This is a genomic window from Streptomyces sp. CNP082 (assembly GCF_059570535.1).
Map to the genome: position 1 here is coordinate 1 of NZ_JCANSZ010000049.1, position 19,323 is coordinate 19,323.

Consider the following 19,323-nt stretch of genomic DNA (forward strand, 5'->3'; position numbering starts at 1 on the left):
CAGCGCCGGTGCCGCTTGTACACCGTCTGCCACGGCCCGAAGCGATCCGGCAGGTCACGCCACTGAACTCCCGTCCGGACACGGAACAGGACGCCATCGATCACCTTGCGATGATCGCTCCAGCGGCCACCACGGTTCCCGCCACGAGGCAGGAGCGGCTCCAGCCGCTCCCACTCCGCGTTCGTCAAAGACCCTCGTCCAGCCACTCCCACAGCCTGGACCAGCCCACAAGGCCCTGTCAGCAGATCCGAGAAACAGAACCTAGCCGCCTGCCGTGACCGTCACTTCCTTCGTGAACGGGCCCCACTTCCCGTCCGGGAGCTTCGCCCGTACCTTCACCGCGTACGTCGCCTTACCCTGCTTCTCCAACGGCAGGCTGATCCGCCCCGTGTCCTTCGGCGCCGACTCGCCCAGCACCAGCTTCGAGCCGAACTTCCCGTCCACGTACACCTCGTACTCCGTGATGTCCCCGCCCGCCTGCGGGGCGTTCCACACCAGGTCGAGGTTCCAGGCGCCGGCGTCCTTGCGGGCCGTCGCCTGGAGGTCCGCCGGGACCTCCGCGCCCGTCTTGCCTTCCGGTTCCGGTTCCGTCGTGACGGTGGCGGGCGGGCTGGCCGGGCCGGAGTTGTCGGCGGCGTCGCGGGCCTTGACCGTGAAGGTGTAGTGGGTGCCGGGGCGGAGGGTGGTGACCGAGGCGGTGGTTTCCGTGCCGCCGACGCTGTGGATCCTGGTGCCCTCCTGGTAGATGTCGTAGGACGTGACTTCCTTGTTGTCCTCCGACTCCGTCCAGGTCAGGGTCGCCGAACGGGGGCCGTCCGCACGCGCCTTGAGGCTCGCGGGCCGGGTGGGGGGCTTGCGGTCGTCGGCGTCCGCGGACGGGGTGGTGACCGGGGCGGCCTCGCCGGGGGCGGAGAGTTTGCCGTCGGCGTCCCGGGCGCGTACGGAGAAGGTGTACGAGGACGACGGCTTGAGGCCGGTGATGTCGATCATGTGCTTCGCGGCCGGCACGTTCTGGATCTTCTTGCCGTTGCGGTACACCTCGTACCGCCGGATGTTCTCCGCTTCCGCCGCCCTGTTCCACATGACGTGCACGGACGTCGAGGTGCTGGTGTAGACGGTGACGCCGGTCGGGACGGTGGGGGTGTCCGGCGGTTCGGCCGCGGCATCGCTGTCCGAGCCGCAGGAGGTCGCGGTCAGGGCCACGAGGCAGGCGGCGGTGGTGCTCAGCGCGGCGAGCGTGGGGGTGGGCCTCACTGGACGCCTCTCATCGTGCGAGCAAAGGTCCAGACCTTTTTCGCACACTCACCGCGTACATTTCAAGATGCCGGCAGCGCCCCGCGGTTCAGCCCTTCCCGCCGTCCCGGTCGCCGTCCCGGCCGTCGTCCCGGCCGTCGTCGCGGTCGCCGTCGCCGCCCAGGCGCAGCAGTGCCGTGAGGTGGGCCGCCGCGGTGGACAGGTGGCGGCGGGCCTCGCGGAGCTGGTCCGGCGAGACGCCGTTGTCGCGGGCGGCGTCGCGGACGTCGTCGCGGAACCGGTCGAGCAGGCGCTCCAGTTCGCGGGCCAGCTCGGCGGGGGTGGCGTCCTGCGGGGTGTCCTCCTCGGCCCACTCCGGGGTGTCGGCGGGGTCCGGCTTGATGAACGGTGCCCACGGTGTCGAGACGCCGCCCATGCCGGTGGTCCCGGTGGCGGTGGGCATGCCGCCGGGGGCGGCGGGGCCCGGGGCGGGGGTCGCCGCGTCGGCGATCCGGTCGGCCGGGGTGCCGGGGGGCGCGCCCGTGCCCGTACCGGCGTGCGGGCCCGTCTCCGTACCGGCGCCGGACGGTGCTCCGCGGCCCCCGAAGCCGCCCAGGTTCCCCAGCTCCCGCGTCAGCTCCGCCAGGCCGTCCATCAAGCCGCCCTGCCAGTCGCCCGTACGCACCCTCGACTGCACCTGCTCCTGCACCTGCCGCGCGATCCGCTCCGCCTCGCTGCGCACCCGCTCCTGCGTCTCACGCGCGTGCCTGCGCGCCTGCTCCGCGTCCTGCTTCGCCCGCCGCGTCTCGTCCTTCGCGCGCCTCGCCTGCTCCTTGAACTCCTGCTTCGCCCGCTTGAACTCCTCCTTCGCCTGCCGCCACGACTCCTTCTCGCCCGCCTTCGCGCCGCCCGCCGCGCGGGCCTCCTTCGCGGCCTGGCGCATCTCGCGGCGCAGGTCGCTGGCGGTGCCGCTGACGTCCGCCTGTATCTCGGCGGCCAGCTCGGCGACGGACTCGCGGATCTCCAGCTCCAGTTCGGCCAGCTCCGCCTGGCGGGCGGCCAGCTCCGCGCGGCCGGCGTCGGTGATCGCGTAGACCTTCCGGCCGCCCTCGGAGGTGTGCGTGACCAGGCCCTCGGTCTCCAGCTTGGCGAGCCGGGGGTAGACGGTGCCGGCGGAGGGGGCGTACAGGCCCTGGAAGCGCTCTTCGAGGAGGCGGATCACCTCGTAGCCGTGGCGGGGCGCCTCGTCGAGCAGCTTCAGCAGGTAGAGGCGGAGGCGGCCGTGGGCGAAGACGGGGGGCATGTCACAGCACCTTCTTGTCGGCCGGGCCGGCGGCGTCGGCGGGGCCGGAGTCGTTCGGGCCTGTCGGGTCGTACGGGCCGGGCGGCGCGTCCTCCGGTTCGTCGTCCGCCCCCGTCGGGCGGCGGAGCAGCGCCAGGGAGCCGGAGACGGTGGTCGCCCGCAGTGTGCCCTTGCCCGCCCCCAGGCGGCCGTTGACGGACTTCGCGCCCCACTGGCCGCCGACGTTCAGCGCCGCGAAGGCGTTGGAGACCGCCCCGCTCGCCGTGCTCGCGTGCACCTCGACGTCCGGCTCCTCGGGCAGCCGTATGGCGATCTCGCCGGAGACCGTGTTGACCCGGACGTCCGCGGTGCGGGCGGCGGGGGAGAGGTCGATGACCATGTCGCCGCTGACGGTGTCGGCCTGGACGCTGCCGCCGGCGCCGTCGATGAGGGTGAGGGGGCCGGAGACGGAGTTGTAGCGCAGGTCGCCCTCAAGGGCCTGGGCCTCCAGCTCCCCCGAGACGGTGTCGGCGCGGACCGGGCCGGAGAGCCCGACGAGGGTGGCTCCGCCGCTGACCCCGCGTACGTCCGTACGGCCGGCGATGCCGGAGACGACGGCGTCGGCGCCGACGACGCCGACCTCGACCCGGGCGGCGGCGGGCACGGCGAGGGAGACGACGGCGCGGCGGCGCCAGCCCTTGCGGTCGAGCCACTTGAGGAAGCCGCGCCAGGGCAGGTCCTCGTACGCGACCGTCAGCTCACCGTGCTCCAGGGAGACGCGCAGCGGCGGGCCCTCGATCTCGCTGACCTCGAGGCGCGCCGTGTCGTCAGGGGTTCCCACGACGTGTACGGCTCCGTTGACGATCCGCACCTTGAGCTCCGTGACGGGCTCCTCGAAGGCGAGGGTCTGGGGATCGGCCACCAACTGCACCGACATCGACGGCCTCCTGACTCGGGCTCTGTCGAGCACTCACACCAACGCAACATATCGCGTCTCCGCAAGACACGATATATCGCGGTGCGCGGAAGTCAAGCGCGCCCGCCGCGGACTACCCGTCGTCCTCGTCCTCGAGCCGGGCGAGCCAGGTGGCCAGTCTGCCGGAACTGCCAATAGACGGGACGTGGCAGGCTCAGTATGGTCCAGCAGGTGCCCACCCGCCGCTCTCCCGGCGCCTCCGGCCAAGTTGCGGGGGTCGTTCGCCGGACGGCGCGACCGTCGCTATCGAGGGCCCAGGAGTTGCGGCGCGAGGACAGTGTGTCATCGCCATGTGCCCACAACACCAGCAGGAGATGAACCGGTGTCGGAAAGGCTCGCAGTCTCCGATGGCGAACTCGACCGCTTCATGCGCTCGCTGAAGCGTTCTGTACAAGCCCTTGAAGGCGTGCACAAGGCGCTACGGGATTCCACCGCAAGCGGCTTGGGCACCGCCGCCCTGGACAACGCCTGCGAGGGCTTCCAGTCGGCCCGCCGGTTCGACACTCGGCGGAGCGGTGAACAGGCGCAGCGGCTTGCCGATGTCGTCGGCACCAGCAAGGAGAGCTACGCGCAGGTGGACAAGGCCCTGGAGGACGCCCTCGCCGAGTCCGGTGCCGCCGAGGGCTCGCAGGACGGAGGGAAGGAATGACACCCGCCTTACCTTCGGGATCGCAACAGCCCTCCTTAGGCGGCGGGGTGTACGGCTCGGGCGGTCAGGGCTACCCGAACCTCGGCTTCGACCCCGCCCCGGGATCCAAGGACGCCGTACGCAAGCTTCACGACAAGCTCGTCAAGTGCGCTGATCTCCTGGACGAGACACAGGGCACGGTCACGAAGCTGGCCGTCGGCAGCTACTGGAAGGGTGACGCCGCGATCGCCTTCCGCGATCAGCTTCAGGACGGGCCGCTGCCACGGAATCTCCGCAACGCCGCGCGTTCGTTACGCAAGGCGGCGAGGCAGTTGGATCGATGGGAGGGCGATCTCGACGATTTTCAGCGCCGGGCCAGGCGGCTGGAAGAGAAGGCGCACGACGCGCGGATCGCCTTGCAGCAGGTGCAGCATCGATCGGACAAAGCGGCTGACGACCCGGACCTCGAGAAGAAGGGCGCGCGTGGCCATGATGCTCAACGGGCCCTGGACCGACTCCAGGGCGACGTGCGCGACGCCAACCAAGATCTTCTCGGGATCCTTGAAGAGGCGCGGCGGCTGGCGGTGGAACACGAGGACCAGGCCGAAGTGCGGGCCGGGCTCATCGAAGACGCCCATGAGGACTTCGTCCCCTTCGCCCCCACGGACGAGGACTACCTCGAGAGCCTCGGCTGGATCCACAAGGGTGACGTCACGGCGACCGGGCCCGATGCCGGAGCTGGCGCCACCGGACCCGGTTACGGCAAGGAGGGCATGCTCAAGGCGTATTTCGACCTCTTTCACCTGACGGCGGAGGGGTCGATGACCAAGGGATGGATGAGGCTGGCCGGAATCGCCGATGTCTACGCCGGAGCCAGGGCCACGGCGAGCTTCGGCGTCAGCGACAGCGGAATCGGCGGCAATGCCGAAGCATCCAGAGGTGCAAGGGTATTGCTCGAAGGGCACGCCGGGACCGAGCACTTCGGTATCTACGAGAGGGCGACCGGGTTCGCCGGCGCCGAGGCCGGTATCAACGCCGGCATCGGCACAGAAACAATAGGTGTGGGTGCAAAGGCTTTCGCCGGGGCGAAGGGCGGTGGCGCCCGGGGCGTCGAAATCGGCGGAATCAGCGCTGGTGGGACGGCTGAGGGGTGGGTCGGCCCGGGGGCAGAGGCCAGTGTAGGTTTCACCAAGAATGATGACGGAAAGTTCGAATTCGAGGCCCGTGCAGGTGCGTCCCCGATAATTGGCGGCTCGCTGGGCATCGAGATCACGGTTGATCCAGGAGAGGTGGCCGACACCGCAAAGGGCGCAGCCGGCAAGCTCGGTGAAGGAGTTGGCATGGTCGGCGACGGAGTCGGTTCCGCCAAGGACACGATTACCGGCCTGTTCTGATGAGTGCCCCCGTGGAAGGAGAGCTGGTCTTGCCTGTGATACTGCCGGTGCCGGTCAAGTTTCGACAGCCGGAGGGCTGGCGTCCGGTTCTTCCGGAGCAGGTCAATGCCCCGGGCGTGGCGTTCGTCGCGCTTCATTTTCAGCCAGATGCCGGTTTCACGGCCAACATCACCGTGGACGGGGAGCACCGGCAGGACGCCGGGACGCTGGCCGAGATCGCCGATGAGTCGGTGGAGCGCATGCGTGCGATCGACGAGTCGGTGGTGGTGGCCGGCCGCGACGAGGTCGGGTCCGCCGCCGCGCCCGGCCTGACGCAGGAATTGACCTTCTCGGCAGTCGCCGGTGGTGTGCGCCGTGATTTGGTCCAGTCCCAGGTGTATCTGGCCATGCTGGACATCGACGACCCGCGCAAGCGCGCGGTGATCCGGTGCGCTCTGACCGTCGCCGCGAGACAATACGACACCGTCCTGGGAGACTTCCAGGATTTCGTGCGCACCGTTCGCCCGGACACCGGGGCCAGGGCGGCATCCTAGAGGGGCACACCGCGGGAGACATCGCATCGGCAGCCGGACTTCACAGGGTGGTTTGATGGGCATCTTCGACGGGCTGAGCGGCACGAGGCACCCCGGCGGGGGAGTTCCCCCGCTCTCCGCCGCGGAGGTTTGGGATGCTCTGGTCCGGCTCAACGGGCCGGACGTGCCCTACGTCGTGCGGGATGGCCGCCAGGAGGGTGCGGACCTGGTGGCCGAGTGGCGGATCCTGGATCCGGCGTGGAGGACGTTTTTCGGCCCGACCCAGATAGACCGGACTCTTCAGGTGTACATGCGTTTGGTTCCAGCGCAGCAGGAGGTCCGTGCCCTCGACCGGATGTGGGAGGTCAAGCGGGTCGGAGGCAGGGCCGGACTGGCGCTGGGGGGCACGTACTCCCGCGGGCAGGTGACGGCGGTTACCCGGAGGTGGACGTTCGGGCGAAGGGCCGATGGCAAGCTCGGATTCACCGAGACGTTCCGCTTCGACCCCTTGGAGCTGAAGGCTCCACTGCAGGCCACTGTCCTCAAAGCCGGATGGACCTGGCGCGGGGTCGCCCTCGGCAAGCTGTGACCGGACTCGCCGACCGGTCTCGGCGTGTACGGCTCCGTTGAGGGTCCGGACGCTCAAGGCCGTGATCGGACTACTCGTCGTCCTCGTCGTCGAGGCGGGCGAGCCAGGTGGCCAGCCGCTCCACCGGGATCTCGAACTCCGGGTTCAGGTCGACAAACGTGCGCAACTGCTCGGCAAGCCACTCGAAGGTGACCTCCTCCTCGCCGCGCCGCTTCTCCAGCTCCTCGATGCCGCGGTCGGTGAAGTACATGGTGGGTGCTCCGGAAGGGGGAAAGTGACCGGTTCAGTATTGCTCACCGCGGAAGACGGCCGGCGGACGGCCGTGGGTGCCGTCGCGGGGCGGCGGTCGGCGGACTAATGTCAGTGCATTGGCCACCCAGCGTAGTCGGGGGAATCGGATGAGCAGCAGCCTGCCGCAGCGTGTGACGCTGCCGGACGGCACCGAGGTGTGGGTCCGGGCGACACCGCTCGACGAGCGTGTCGCGGCCGGGGCGCGGGCGGGGGTGCCGGCGCCCGGGGGCGGCCGGGAGGCCGTCCGTCCGGGTGCCGGGGCGGAGGAGTTGGCCGTCCAGCCGGATGTGGACGAGGACCTGGAAGACGTCGCCGACTGGGGCCGGCTGACCTCCCGGCTCGGTGGGCTTACGCCCCTCATCGGCGGGGTGGCCGCTTCTGTACGGGCCGCGACCGCTGCCGCCGCGCCGCACGAGGTGAGCGTGACGTTCGGCGTGGAGATCTCCGCGGGGACGGGGAAGGCGGTCGCGCTGCTGGCCGACGCGAACACGACGGCTCAGTTGTCGGTCACGCTGACCTGGCAGCCCGGTTCGGCGTCGGCCAGCGCGTCCGATACGGCTGCATCTGGTGCATCCGGCGGGTCTTCCACGGCGTCTGCACCGGTATGAGGGTTCCGATCGAGAGCAGCGAGGCCGCGGACTACGCGCGTCACCAGCTCTGCAAGCTGGCCGCCGCGGCGACGGTCGACATCCGGGCGGCGCCCGGGTCGAAGGACGGATCCCTGTGGGGCAGCGGGTTCCTCGTCGCCCCGGAGTGGGTGCTGACCTGCGCGCACGTTTTCGTCCACCCCGACGGCTGGCGGCGCGGTACGGCGCCGGGGGAGCTGATCGGCGTGGTCGTGGGCGGGCGTACGGTGCCGGGGCGGGTGGAGTACAGCATGCCGTCGCCGGACAGCACGGCCGCGCGGATGGGGCGCGATCCGGAGGTGCGGGACGAGACGTTCGCCGAAGCGGTGATGCAGGTAGGGCCGGATCTGGCCCTGGTACGGCTGTTTCCGGCGGGCGCGGATGCGACGGGAGCGGGTGAGGGGCCGCAGGGTGAGGCGCCGTACGGGCACCCGTCCTCGGCTCTGTCCGGCGCCCTGACAGGCGTCTGGTCAGGGGCCCGGATCGGTGCGCAGCCCGGCGCCGAGCGCGGGCGCCCGGCCCGGCCGCCGGCGGGCAGCGAGCCCGTCTGGCTCGGCGACCGCTACGACGACTTCCTCGACCAGGCCGTCCTCCTCAGCGCCCACGGGCGCGCCGGCGCCTCGAACGCCGAAGGCCCCGAGGCGGCGCTGCTGAGCGCCGAGTTCGCCGGGCGCAACGGGCAGCAGATCCTGCTCGGCACCCCCACCCCGATCCGCAAGGGCGCCTCCGGCGGGCCCGTGCTGCACCTCGGCCGCGGCGAGGTCGTCGGCGTCGTCAAGGCCCGCTACCGCGGCGGCACCGGCGGCGGCACCGCCGTCTCCCTCGACGAGTTGCAGGCGCTCTCGCCCGAGCACCTGCTGCCCGGCGCGCAGGGCCTGGGCCCCGAGCCGTACCGCGAGCTGATGCGGCTGCACGACGCCTGGCACTGGCACCGCCACCACGGCATCGACGACGAACGCACCTCCTGGACCGACCTGCAGCGCGCGCTGGTCCCGCCGCGGTTCGGCGCCTGGGGCGCGCTCGACCGGCTGAGCGGGCTGTGGCGGCTCGCCGACCTGCCCGCGCCGCGCGACCCGGAGGTCGTCGAACGGATCGTGCACCAGGTGCTCGACATCCAGGGCCGCCCCCTGGGCGCCCGGCGGCTGCGCGACTGGCGCGACGGCCACGGGCTGCTGCACCGGCATGCCGCGCCGGAGCGCGCGCTGCGCGACATGCTGCTGTACCTGAAGCTCGTGGCCCGCGAGGCCGCCGCGGACCTCGGCGCCGGTGCCGAGGCGGGGGTGGGCGCCGGGGCCCGTAGCGCAGTGGAATCCCTTGAGGCGTGGGTCGCCGAGCGCGCGGGGGAGCTGACGCCGCGCCAGCGGCGGGAGATCCGGGCGGTGCGCCGGGCGCCGGTGAGCGTCCTCGTCACGTTCGACAAGCTGCCGTTCCTCGACCCCGCCGCGCCGACCGTGCCGCGCTACAACTGGACCGTGCGGCGCGGCTACGGCAAGGGGGAGTGGGAGCACGTCGCGCTCGACCAGTCGTACGCAGGCGGGTCGTTCGAGGAGGCGGAGCAGCAGGTGCTGGCGGCGCTGGCGCCGCAGTTGCTCGGGGCCGACGCGGAGGCGCAGACACGGGTGCGGCTGGAGGTGGCGCTGCCGGAGGAGCGGCAGGCGCAGCCCACGTACCGCTGGGAGCTGCCGGCGTCCGGCCGGGCGACCGCGGCCCGCCCGCCGGCGGGCTCGGTGCGGCCGGTGGTGCACCGGGACGTGGCCCGCGCCGGTCCTGAGCCGGAGCCGCTGTGGCGCGACCGGTGGCGGCGGATGAGCCGGGCGCCGCGGCAGCGGCTGGTACGGGCCGCGCCGCCGGACTGGGGGCGCGGGGCGGGCGACGGCGGGGTGCCGGTGTTCTGCCACGCGCTGGGTGACGGCACCGGGCGGGCGGCGGTCGTCGGGCAGTTGCTCGACGAGGGCACGGCGGTGGCGCTGTGGCGCGCGGGGGGCCACGAGGGCGAGGAGTGCGGCGCGGAGTGCGCGGCGTACCACGAGGAGCTGGCGGCGCTGCTCGCGGACGGCGCAGGAACGGTCGTGCGGGACCTGCCGGAGCGGCTGCACGAAGTGCGCCGGGAGGCGCTGGAGTCCGGGCGGGGGTGCGCTGCGGACGTGATCCTGTTCTACGACGACGCCGACGACACGATCGGCGCGGGGGGTTGAGCCGCGGCGGCACGATGCGTGCGCGGGGGCGTGCCGGGGTGAGACGGGCGCCGGTGGTTCCGTCGGTGTGCCCTGCCCGTGGGGGGGCGTGAACGGCGTACGGGTGGTGGTGAATGGGTGAGCCGGCAGGTGAACGGGTGAACGGCGCGCGGGCGTCCGGAGGTGCACGAGACGAACGCCGCGCCCTGGCCGCGCAGTTGGACGAAACCGGCCCGCCACCACGCGGACTGGCCGATTCGGCACCCGATGCCCGCGCACCCGGCTAGCCTCTTATCCCCGTGAGGGTTGCCCTCGTCCGTCGCCGGGCAGACAGTGGGGCAAGCCCGCTGCCCGGTCGGCGACAAGGGGTTACGACGTGAGCGAATGGCTCATCTACCGAGGCACCGGTGCCCCCCACGACGGCATGGAAAGACTGCCGGCACCGCCTCCTTGGCGAGAATTCGACGGCGGCCCGCCGGTGCCGCCGCCGGCCGCGCTGGAGGCCTCCTCCGAGCGCAGACTCGGCCAGCGGCGCCGCGAGGCCAGCCACCACCGGCCCAGCACCCGCGAGTGCGAGATGGTCAACGCCGCGCTCTATCTGCGCCGCCCGCTGCTCGTCACCGGGCAGGCCGGCAGCGGCAAGAGCACCCTGGCGCACTCCGTGGCGTACGAGCTGGGCCTCGGCCGGGTGCTGACCTGGCCGATCGTCAGCCGCAGCACGCTGCGCGACGGCCTGTACGCCTACGACGCCATCGGCCGCCTCCAGGACGCCCAGCTCGAACGCGCCGCGCGGCGGCCCGAAGCCGGGAGCGACGCGGCGGGCGCCGCCGAGGAGCCCGGCGGCGGCATCGGGCGCTACATCCGCCTCGGGCCGCTGGGCACCGCGCTGCTGCCCTCCGCGCGCCCGCGCGTGCTGCTCGTCGACGAGCTGGACAAGAGCGACATCGACCTGCCCAACGACCTCCTCCACGTGCTGGAGGAGGGCGAGTTCACGATCCCCGAGCTGGAGCGGATCGCCGACCGGGCGCCGGTGGTCGAGGTGCTCAGTGACGACGGTACGAAAGTGCCCGTGCGCGGCGGCCGGGTGCGCTGCGGCGCCTTCCCGTTCATCGTGCTGACCAGCAACGGCGAGCGCGAGTTCCCGGCGCCGCTGCGCCGCCGCTGTATCGAGCTGCAACTGCCGGTGCCGGACCGGGCGCGGCTGACGGGGATGGTGCGGTCGCACTTCCCCGAGGGCGACGACGAGCGGTTCGCGGAGCTGATCGACCGCTTCCTGGCCGCCGGGCCAGGCGACGTACGGGCCGTGGATCAACTGCTCAACGCCATCGAGCTGACCCGGCAGGCCGATTGGGACCAGGCGGACGGCTCCGCCCGGCGCGTTACCGAGGAGCTGATGCGGCCCATCAACAGGCCGCGGTGAGCGCCATGGCGGGGCGCGGGGGCGAGGGCGGGCAGGAGAAGGCCGAGGAGCTGGTGGGCCGGCTCCTGGCGGCCGGGCTGCCGCCGGACGCCCGCGGCCTCGCCGACGTCCTGTGGCTCGCGGGGGAGCTGGCGCGCGGCGCCGAGGCGGCGGGCGCGGGTCCGCGGGACGCTGCGCCGGAGCCGGCGACCCGTATGAAATCAGCCACTTTTCCGGACGCTACGGACGCGTCCGACGCCCCCGGTGAGGAGCACACCGAGAGCGCCGACAGCGCCCCGGACGGGTTCGGCGCGGGGGCGCACGCCGCGCCCGAGCGGCGCGTGGGGCTTGCGGCGGGCCCGGGACTGCTCCCGCGTACGCCCCTGCACGACACCGTCGACACCCCCGGGTACCGGGCGGTCGGCCGCGTCGGCGTCCCGGAGCCGGCCGCGCTGCCCGCCCTGGTGCCGCTGCAGCGCGCACTGCGCCCCCTCCGGCGCTACCAGCCGCGCGTCGCGGCCGTGGCCCCCGGCGAGCTGGACGAGGAGGAGACCGCGGAGCTCAGCGCGCGGGCCGACCTGGTCATCCCCGTGCTGCGCACGCCCCGGCGGCGCGCCACGCTCCACCTGCTCATGGACGCCTCGCCCGCCATGGAGGTCTGGGGCCGGCTGCTGGAGGACCTGCGCACGGTCGCCGAGCGCTCCGGCGCGTTCCGCGACGTCACGGTGCACCGCCTGCACCCGCTGCCCGACGGCGGCGTCGGCTGCACCGGCGAGCCGGGGCGGCCGTCGATGCTCCAGGACGCCGGCCAGTTGCACGACCCAGGCGGGCAGCGGCTGACGCTCGTGCTCAGCGACTGCGCGGGCCCGATGTGGCGCGACGGCCGGATGCAGCGGATGCTGCACGGCTGGCTCGGTACCGCCCCCGTCGCCGTCGTCCAGCCGCTGCCGCACCGGCGGTGGCGCGAGATGCCGTTCGCCGCGCTGCCCGGTCTGCTCGTCCGCCACCCCGGCCCGTACCCGACGCTGGACTTCCGCCCCGGCACCCGCGGCGACGTGCCGCCGGCGGGCGCGCGCCCGCTGCCCGTGCTCGCGCCGGAGCCGGCCGCCGTCGGCACCTGGGCCCGGCTGCTGGCCGCCGGCGAAGGGCTGTCGCTGCCCGGCGCCGCCGGCTGGGTGCGCCCAGACCACACCGCCGTCCCGGCCGCGGCGGCCCGCCCCGCCGACGTACGCCCCGACCCGGCCGCCACGCTCGCCGCGTTCGACGCGACCGCCTCGCCGGCGGCCCGGCTGCTGGCCATCCACCTGGCCGCCGTGCCGCTGGTGCTGCCGGTCATCCGGCTGGTGCAGCGCGCGCTGTTCCCCGACACCGGGCCCGCGGAGACCGCCGAGATCCTGCTCAGCGACCTGGTCGTGGCGCGTGAGCCGGCGCGCGGCCAGGGGCGTGAGCCGGCGCGCGAACCCGTCGGCGACGACCCGTGGTTCGACTTCCGCCCGGGCGTGCGCGAGCTGCTGCTGCGCCGGCTCAGCCACGGCGAGGCGGCGCTCGTGCTCAAGCACTGCTCGCTGTACATCGAGCGGACCTTCGGGCAGGGCGCGCGCAACTTCCCGGCGGTCGCGGTCGCGTACCTCTCCGGCGAGGACCGCGAGCCGGAGCTCGGCGGGGTCCGGGTCCCCGACCAGTTCGCGCGCGTCTCCGAGCAGGTGCTGCGCGCCTTCCAGCCCGCCTACCGCCCGGCCGAACCGGGCGGCGCGGAGCTGCTGCGGCAGTACGAGGACACCCGCAGCGTCCGCGACCTGCTGGATGCCGTACGGGCCCTGCGCCGCGCCGTCGTCGAGGAGCGGGACGCCGCGCAGCAGGGGCTGCTGGCGCGGGCGCTGCTGCTGCACTGGCAGCGGCTGCGCGAGCCGGACGCGCTGGCGGAGGCCGAGGAGTGGGCCCGCCGCGCCCTGGCCGCCGAGGGCCCCGGGGCGCCCGCGGGCGGCGGCGTGCCGCCGGCGGGCGTGCCGCCGGCGGGCGTGCCGCCGGCGGGCGAAACACAGCCGCTGCGCGAACGGCTCACGTACGCCGAGGTGATGTGGGAGGTGGCCCGCGAGCGGGTGGCCGACGGCGAGCACGAGCAGGCCGTCGCGGCGCTCCGGGTGTCCGCCGCCCGGCTGCGCGAGTCCCGCGCCCTGGCCACCACGCACGCCACCCGGCGCGAGCGCGGCGGCCTGCTCGCCGAGGTGCTGCGCCGGCTGCACGCCCTGACCGGCGACGGCGCGGCGCTGCACGAGGCCGAGGAGACGATAGACGAGCTGCTGGCCGGCTGGCCGGACGAGGAGCTGGTGCCCGCGCGGCTGTTCCTCGCCCGCGGCCGGGTCACCCTGGGCCGGGCCCACGCGGAGCACACGGTGGACGAGACCCGGGCGTACGGGCTGCGCGCCGCGGCCGACCTGCGTACGGGCGTCGACCTGCTGCGTATGGAGGGCGGTCCGGAGCTGCGGCGGCTGGAGTGCGAGGCGCTGCTCGACCTGGCCGAGGCGAACACCACCGCCGCCGGCGACGACGGCGCGGGCCGCGCGCTGGCCGCGCTCGACCGGGCCGGGCGGCTGGCCGCCGACCTCGGCGACTACCGGCTCCAGGGCGAGAGCCTGCGCCGCAAGGCGCAGGTGCGCGTCGCGGAGTTCACCCGCGGCGGGGCCGGTGAGCTGCTGGCCGAGGCCGACGGGTGGCTGGCGGACGCGCTGCGGCTGCTGCCGCCGGGCGCGGCGCTGTACGGCGAGGTGCTGACCGAGCACGGCGAGCTGCTGCTGCGCCGCGCGCGGCTGGCCGCGGGCGACGCCGCGCTGCGCGGCCGGGCGGTGCCGGTGCTGCGCGAGGTGCTGGCGGAGACGCCGCAGCGCCATCCGGACCTGCCGCGGCGGCAGTTGCTCTTCGGCAGGGCCTTGCGACTGCGCTTCGAGACGTCCGGCACCCGCACCGACCTGTACGAGGCGGAGTGGGTGCTCGAAGGGGCCGCCCGCGAGGACGATGCGCCCGCGCGCGTGCGTGCGCAGGCGTGGCTGGAGCTGGGGGACGTGCAGCTCCTCCTGGACATACGGACCGAGTTCCGGCAGCGGCAGGAGCGGGCGGCGGACTGCTACCGGCGCGCGGCGCTCCTGGCGGAGGAGGCCGGCGACCCGGCGGACGCCGCGCGCGCCCACCACCGGCGGGGGCAGATGCTGGAGCCGACGGCGGGCCGCGCGGTGGCGCTCAGGGCGTACCGGGACGCCTGGGAGCAGTGGAGCCGGGCGGAGCAGACGGACAGCGCGGGGGCGGTGCAGACCCGCGAGCAGATCCGGACCCTGGAAGCCGGCGACTGACCCGGGTCCGTTTTGCTGCACGACTGTTCGGGGAAGGACTCTCACACCCTTCCGGAGGAGTACAGCGTGGAGAACCCCCTGTCGGCGGTGCCGGACGGGAGACCGCCAGCCGTTCCCTCGTCCGCGCGCCTTCCCGACTTCAGCGACGTGGACGTGCACGCGGTTGCGGCCCGCGGCGACCACCCGGTGCTCGCCGGGGTCGTCGCCCACCTGCTGCGCAACTGGCCGTCCGAGGAAGAGGCGGGCGCGTACTTCACGAACGACACCCCCGCCGACTAGCGTCGTATGCACTGCCGCATCCGTGTCGACCACCGCCGCCCGCACCGCCGACGCCAGCGCCGCCGTCGACGAACGTCGATGAACGTCGATGAACGTCGATGAACACAGCCCTAGATGAACAGAAGGGATCGGATCGCGGCAGATTGCGCACAGAAATGGTCAGGTAGGCATCCCGTGGGTTTCGTCCGCGTGACATGTGCGCCATGCATCCAAAGGCGGCGGTCCGTCACCGTCCACAATCGGGGGACCGGGGAGCGGCATGGGCTACGGAAGCACGGGCGCGGACGAGGAAGCTCCGTGGCCGGGGCGGCTGCTGGACGTCGGCAGGCTCCGCGCCTCGGGGGTGCGAGGCGTACCGTTTCGGCAGTTCATTCTCAAGACGCACAGCCGCTGCAACCTGGCCTGTACGTACTGCTACGTGTACCACGGCGCCGACAGCGGCTGGCGCCGCCGCCCGCCGCGCATGCCGGAGGCCACCACCCGCCGCGCCGCCGAGCGCATCGCCGAGCACGTACGCGCCCACGGGCTGCGCCGGATCCGCGTCGAACTGCACGGCGGCGAGCCGCTGCTCGCCGGCGCCGCGTCGCTGGTCAGGCAGACCGCGCAGGTGCGCGCCGCGCTGCCGGCCGACTGCACCGTCGTCACCGGCGTACAGACCAACGGCACGCTGCTCACCGAGTCCGCGCTGGAGACACTCGCCGCCGGCGGCATCCGCGTGGGCCTCAGCGCGGACGGCGGCACGCCCGAGCTGAACACCCGCCGCGTCGACCACGCCGGGCGGCCGTCCTGGCCCGCCCTGTCCCGGGCGGCGCGGCTGCTGCAGCGGTACCCCGACAGCTACGGCGGCATCCTGTGCACCGTGGACGTGACGGCCCCGCCGGCCGCCGTGCTGGACTCGCTGTGCTCCCTCGGGCCGCCCGTGCTCGACTTCCTGCTGCCGCACGCCAACTGGTCCGCCCCGCCCGCCGCCCCGGTGCCGGGCCGCGGCCCCACCCCGTACGGCGACTGGCTCTGCCAGGTCTTCGACCTGTGGTGGGACCTGCCCCGGCCGTCGCCGCGGGTGCGGCTGTTCACCGAGATCCTCGGGCTGCTGCTGGGCCGGCCGAGCGGCACCGAGGCCGTGGGCCTGTCGCCGGTCACGGCCCTGGTGGTGGAGACCGACGGCGCCATCGAGCAGGTCGACTCGCTCAAGTGGGTCTACGAGGGCGCCTCCGGCACCGGCCTCGACGTCTTCCGCAACTCCTTCGACGAGGCGCTGGACCACCCCGGCGTCGCGGCCCGGCAACTCGGCCTGCGGGCGCTGGCCGAGCAGTGCCGGCGCTGCCCGGTGGTCCGGGTGTGCGGCGGCGGCAACTACGCGCACCGCTTCCGGGCCGGCGAGGGGTTCCGCAACCCGTCCGTGTACTGCGCCGATCTGGAACGGCTCATCCGGCACGTGGCCCACCGGCTGGACGCCGCCGTGACCCGGGAGCGAAGAGTGCCTGCGGGACCGCCGTGCGTGAGCTGACGGCCAGCCAGATGGGATACTGTGCGAGAGATACGGCCTGCCCGGACTGCGGAGGGAGACGGTCGCATGGCCGAGCCCATCAGCATCAGTTACGCGGGGTTCAACCGCCCGTGGGCGGCCTGGATCGCCCATCAGCTCGAACTGCTCGGACACCCCACCGCGATGCTGCGCTGGAACCCGGCGCGCGACCGGCCGCTGGTCGACGAGCTGACGGGGTTATTGGAGGCGCCCGACCGCGTCCTGCTCGTCCTCGACGACTGGTACTTCGGTCTGGGCCCCCGCAGCGAGGACGAGTGGAACGACGCGCTGCGCACGGTCATCCCGCAGCACGCGCACCGGTTCGCCGCCGCCACCGTGGCCACCGCGATGCCGGCCGCGGCGGCGGCCCTGGCGCCCGTCGACCTGCGTGACCTGGGCACCGGCGAGGCCCGGCGCCGTATCCTCACCCGGCTGGGCATCAACCCGGACGCCCCGGTGCGCCCGGACCGCGAGCCCGAGCGCGCACCGCGCTTCCCCAACGACCCGCCGGTCGTCTTCAACACCCCCCGCCGCAATTACCGCTTCACCGGCCGCGACGCCATCCTGGAGCGCCTGCACGGCGCCCTGGCCAGCGGCTCCGCCGGCGACGGCCAGGGCGCCCGGATCGCGCTCTCGGGGATCTCCGGCGTCGGCAAGAGCCAGATTGCCATCGAGTACACCCACAGGTTCGGCAGCGACTACGACGTCGTCTGGTTCGTCAACGCCAGCTACCGGATGACGGCCCGCGAGCAGCTCGCCGACCTGTCCGTACGGCTCAACCTCCCGGTCGGCAACAACATCGGCGACCGGGTCCGCCGGGTCCGCGAGGCCCTGCGCACCGGCCGCCCGTACCGCCGCTGGCTGCTGGTCTTCGACAGCGCCGACGAGATGGAGCTGCTCGACGACCTCGTCCCCGAGGGCGACGGGCACGTGCTCATCACCACCCGCACCCGTGACTGGGCCATCAGCGGTGGCGCCGACGAGATCGAGGTCCCGCACTTCACCCGGGCGGAGTCCACCGCCTTCGCGCTCCGCCGCGCGCCCCGGCTGACCGAGGCCGAGGCGGACGGGCTCGCCGAGGCGGTGCAGGACCTGCCGCTGGTGCTGAGCCAGACCGCGGCGTGGCTCGACTCCAGCACGATGGCGCCGGCGGACTACATCGAGCTGCTGCACGAGAAGGAGCCCGGCAAGGTCGGCATCAGCATCGGCTCCGACTATCCGATGGGCTTCCTGACGAGCTGGTCGATAACGCTGAACGGGATGCGCGAGAAGACCCCGGCGGCAGCCGCGATGCTCAACCTTTTCTCGCTCTTCTCCCCGGACAGCATTCCCGTGTCCCGCATCGTCGAGCGCAGCGACGAGCTGCCGCCGCACCTGGCGGAACTGGCGAACGATCCCATCAGCTGGCACTCCGCGCTGCGCCGGCTGTCGGAGTCCACCGCAGTCACGATCGACTACCCGTCGGATCAGTCGTCGGAGACCGAGGTCGAAAAGGTCCAAATGCACCGTCTGTACCATCGCTTTCTGCGGAGCGACCTCCCCGAGGACGAGCGCGAAGTGCTCTCGGCGACCGCATGCCGCATCCTCGCCGCGGCGGACCCCCGCCGCCCCCTGGACACCCGGGAGTGGGGGCGGTACGCCGAGCTGCTGCCGCACCTGGAGCCGGCCGGGGCGATGGAGAGCTCCGACCCGGCCGTGCAGGAGCTGGTGCTGAACTGCATCAACTACCTGATCACGCGCGGCGAGTACCGCACCGCGCTGCGGATGTCCGAGCTGGCCCTGTCCCACTGGACGGTCCGGATGGAGCCCACCCACCGGTCCAGGATCGCGCTGCTGCACCGGCACGCCGAGGCCCTGCGCAGCCTGGGCCGCTTCCGCGAGTCCGAGGCCGCGGGGCGCCAACTGGTCGACGTCCTCGTCCCCGTCCGCGACCCGGAGGACCCGGATCTGCTGGCCGCCCGGAACGGCCTGGGCGGCGCGCTGATGGGCCTCGGCGAGTTCGAGGCGGCCAGGGACCTCTTCGACGACGTCCGCGGCAAGTACGCCGGCCTCCTCGGCGTCGAGCATCCCCACACCATGTCGCCGCTCGGCAACTACGCCAGCACCCTGGGCCTGCTGGGGCAGTACGGCGAGGCGCTGGACATCCACCGCCGCCTGCTGGTCCTGCGCGAGAAGCGGCTGGGCGCCAAGCATTACCACACGATGCTGTCCGGCATCCAGTACGCCTGGATGCTCCGCCTCCTCGGCCGGTACGAGGAGGCGTACTCCGGGCAGAGCCTCAACGCCGAGCTGCACCGGCAGGTCCGGGGCAGGCACAATCCGCAGACGCTGCGCGCCGAGCACAATCTCGCGCTCTGCCTTCGCCGGCTGGGCCGGCTCAACGAGGCCGACACCCTGATGGAGTCGGTCGTCCAGCGCTTCACCCAGGTCCAGGGCCCCCGGCACCCCGAGACCCTGATGGTCGAGGCCGACTACTCCACCTTCCTGCGCGAGCACCGCGACCTGCACCGGGCCCGGGAGCTCGCCGAGTCGGTCAACCGGCGGTACGAGGCGATGCTCGGCGAGCAGCACCCGTACACCGCCGGCACCCTCGGCAACGTCGGGCTCGCCCTGTGGCCCACCGGCGACTGGCAGGAGGCGTCGGAGATCGCGGAGCTGGCGCTCACCCGGATGACCGCCGCCGTCGGTCCCGCACACCCGTGGACGCTGGGCTGCGCGCTGAACGCGGCTGCCACCCGCAACCGGCTGGACGCCCCCGACCACGCCGAGGAGCTGAGCCGGCAGACCGCCGACTCCGTCAAGGAAGTCCTGGGCGCGAAGCACCCCATGGCGCTGTCGGCGATGATGGCGCTCGCGGACGACCTGCGGTCGCTGCGCCGCTCGCAGGAGGCGAAGAAGGTGGAGCGGGAGGCGATGCAGAACCTCAGCGAGACACTGGGCGCCGACCACCCGCACACCCTGGCGTCGCGCCGCCGGGAGCGCCCGTACTGGGACTTCGAGCCGCAGCCCACCTAGACCCGGCTGGAGAAGTCCGCGCACCACGAGAAGGGGCCCCGCGCGCGGGGCCCCTT

Annotated in this window: 16 protein-coding genes; 11 read left to right on the plus strand and 5 right to left on the minus strand. The window is 73.4% G+C overall.

What is annotated here, in order from left to right:
* The 4 genes from B124_RS29045 to B124_RS29060 form a co-directional block, all read right to left on the minus strand.
* Positions 1-206: transposase (locus B124_RS29045; protein WP_496505135.1), on the minus strand; the 206-nt coding region annotated here is incomplete at its 3' end.
* A 55-nt stretch (positions 207-261) separates the two neighbouring features.
* Positions 262-1,254: a fibronectin type III domain-containing protein gene (locus B124_RS29050; protein WP_496505958.1), complete on the minus strand. Its 993-nt coding sequence runs from the start codon at positions 1,252-1,254 to the stop codon at positions 262-264.
* A gap of 88 nt (positions 1,255-1,342) precedes the next feature.
* Complete coding sequence (locus tag B124_RS29055; RefSeq protein WP_496505959.1) at positions 1,343-2,536, minus strand: PadR family transcriptional regulator; 1,194 nt, start codon at positions 2,534-2,536, stop codon at positions 1,343-1,345.
* Position 2,537: 1 nt separating this feature from the next.
* The gene (locus tag B124_RS29060; RefSeq protein WP_496505960.1) at positions 2,538-3,452 is read right to left on the minus strand and encodes a DUF4097 family beta strand repeat-containing protein; all 915 of its coding nucleotides are present in this window, start codon (positions 3,450-3,452) and stop codon (positions 2,538-2,540) included.
* A gap of 361 nt (positions 3,453-3,813) precedes the next feature.
* Between B124_RS29060 and B124_RS29065 the strand changes: the two genes are divergently transcribed.
* The 4 genes from B124_RS29065 to B124_RS29080 are packed head-to-tail and all read left to right on the plus strand — an operon-like array spanning position 3,814 to position 6,614.
* Entirely contained in the window at positions 3,814-4,140 is a 327-nt protein-coding gene (locus B124_RS29065) for a type VII secretion target (protein WP_496505961.1), read from the plus strand.
* Positions 4,141-4,187: 47 nt separating this feature from the next.
* A complete protein-coding gene (locus B124_RS29070; RefSeq protein ID WP_496505962.1) occupies positions 4,188-5,513 on the plus strand; it encodes a hypothetical protein in 1,326 nt (441 codons plus the stop codon).
* Between the two features lie 11 nt (positions 5,514-5,524).
* Positions 5,525-6,046, plus strand: coding sequence for a hypothetical protein (locus tag B124_RS29075; RefSeq protein ID WP_496505963.1), 522 nt, complete (start codon positions 5,525-5,527; stop codon positions 6,044-6,046).
* A 55-nt stretch (positions 6,047-6,101) separates the two neighbouring features.
* Complete coding sequence (locus B124_RS29080; RefSeq protein WP_496505964.1) at positions 6,102-6,614, plus strand: hypothetical protein; 513 nt, start codon at positions 6,102-6,104, stop codon at positions 6,612-6,614.
* 70 nt (positions 6,615-6,684) lie between these two features.
* Here B124_RS29080 and B124_RS29085 read toward each other — a convergent pair whose 3' ends face one another.
* The gene (locus B124_RS29085) at positions 6,685-6,864 is read right to left on the minus strand and encodes a DUF6104 family protein (RefSeq protein WP_496505965.1); all 180 of its coding nucleotides are present in this window, start codon (positions 6,862-6,864) and stop codon (positions 6,685-6,687) included.
* Positions 6,865-7,012: 148 nt separating this feature from the next.
* Here B124_RS29085 and B124_RS29090 point away from each other — a divergent pair, with 148 nt between their 5' ends.
* The 7 genes from B124_RS29090 (at position 7,013) to fxsT (ending at position 19,267) form a co-directional block, all read left to right on the plus strand.
* The gene (locus B124_RS29090; protein ID WP_496505966.1) at positions 7,013-7,513 is read left to right on the plus strand and encodes a CU044_2847 family protein; all 501 of its coding nucleotides are present in this window, start codon (positions 7,013-7,015) and stop codon (positions 7,511-7,513) included.
* On the plus strand, positions 7,510-9,726 hold the full coding sequence (locus tag B124_RS29095; RefSeq protein ID WP_496505967.1) for a VMAP-C domain-containing protein: 2,217 nt from the start codon (positions 7,510-7,512) through the stop codon (positions 9,724-9,726). The genes B124_RS29090 and B124_RS29095 overlap by 4 nt, the downstream gene beginning before the upstream one ends.
* Before the next feature lie 355 nt (positions 9,727-10,081).
* Positions 10,082-11,125: an AAA family ATPase gene (locus B124_RS29100; protein ID WP_496505968.1), complete on the plus strand. Its 1,044-nt coding sequence runs from the start codon at positions 10,082-10,084 to the stop codon at positions 11,123-11,125.
* Positions 11,126-11,130: 5 nt separating this feature from the next.
* Entirely contained in the window at positions 11,131-14,448 is a 3,318-nt protein-coding gene (locus B124_RS29105; protein WP_496505969.1) for an SAV_2336 N-terminal domain-related protein, read from the plus strand.
* Positions 14,449-14,514: 66 nt separating this feature from the next.
* Positions 14,515-14,727, plus strand: coding sequence for a YxD-tail cyclophane-containing RiPP peptide (locus B124_RS29110; RefSeq protein ID WP_496505970.1), 213 nt, complete (start codon positions 14,515-14,517; stop codon positions 14,725-14,727).
* 259 nt (positions 14,728-14,986) lie between these two features.
* Positions 14,987-16,234, plus strand: coding sequence for an FxsB family cyclophane-forming radical SAM/SPASM peptide maturase (locus B124_RS29115; protein ID WP_496505971.1), 1,248 nt, complete (start codon positions 14,987-14,989; stop codon positions 16,232-16,234).
* 66 nt (positions 16,235-16,300) lie between these two features.
* Complete coding sequence (gene fxsT / locus B124_RS29120; RefSeq protein WP_496505972.1) at positions 16,301-19,267, plus strand: FxSxx-COOH system tetratricopeptide repeat protein; 2,967 nt, start codon at positions 16,301-16,303, stop codon at positions 19,265-19,267.
* The last annotated feature ends 56 nt before the right edge of the window (positions 19,268-19,323 follow it).

Coding starts and splice junctions, on each gene's coding strand:
- B124_RS29060 (WP_496505960.1), bottom strand. CDS start 3,452: ATGTCGGTGCAGTTGGTGGCCGATCCCCAGACCCTCGCCTTCGAGGAG.
- B124_RS29085 (WP_496505965.1), bottom strand. CDS start 6,864: ATGTACTTCACCGACCGCGGCATCGAGGAGCTGGAGAAGCGGCGCGGC.
- B124_RS29095 (WP_496505967.1), top strand. CDS start 7,510: ATGAGGGTTCCGATCGAGAGCAGCGAGGCCGCGGACTACGCGCGTCAC.
- B124_RS29090 (WP_496505966.1), top strand. CDS start 7,013: ATGAGCAGCAGCCTGCCGCAGCGTGTGACGCTGCCGGACGGCACCGAG.
- B124_RS29115 (WP_496505971.1), top strand. CDS start 14,987: ATGGGCTACGGAAGCACGGGCGCGGACGAGGAAGCTCCGTGGCCGGGG.
- B124_RS29055 (WP_496505959.1), bottom strand. CDS start 2,536: ATGCCCCCCGTCTTCGCCCACGGCCGCCTCCGCCTCTACCTGCTGAAG.
- fxsT (WP_496505972.1), top strand. CDS start 16,301: ATGGCCGAGCCCATCAGCATCAGTTACGCGGGGTTCAACCGCCCGTGG.
- B124_RS29080 (WP_496505964.1), top strand. CDS start 6,102: ATGGGCATCTTCGACGGGCTGAGCGGCACGAGGCACCCCGGCGGGGGA.
- B124_RS29105 (WP_496505969.1), top strand. CDS start 11,131: ATGGCGGGGCGCGGGGGCGAGGGCGGGCAGGAGAAGGCCGAGGAGCTG.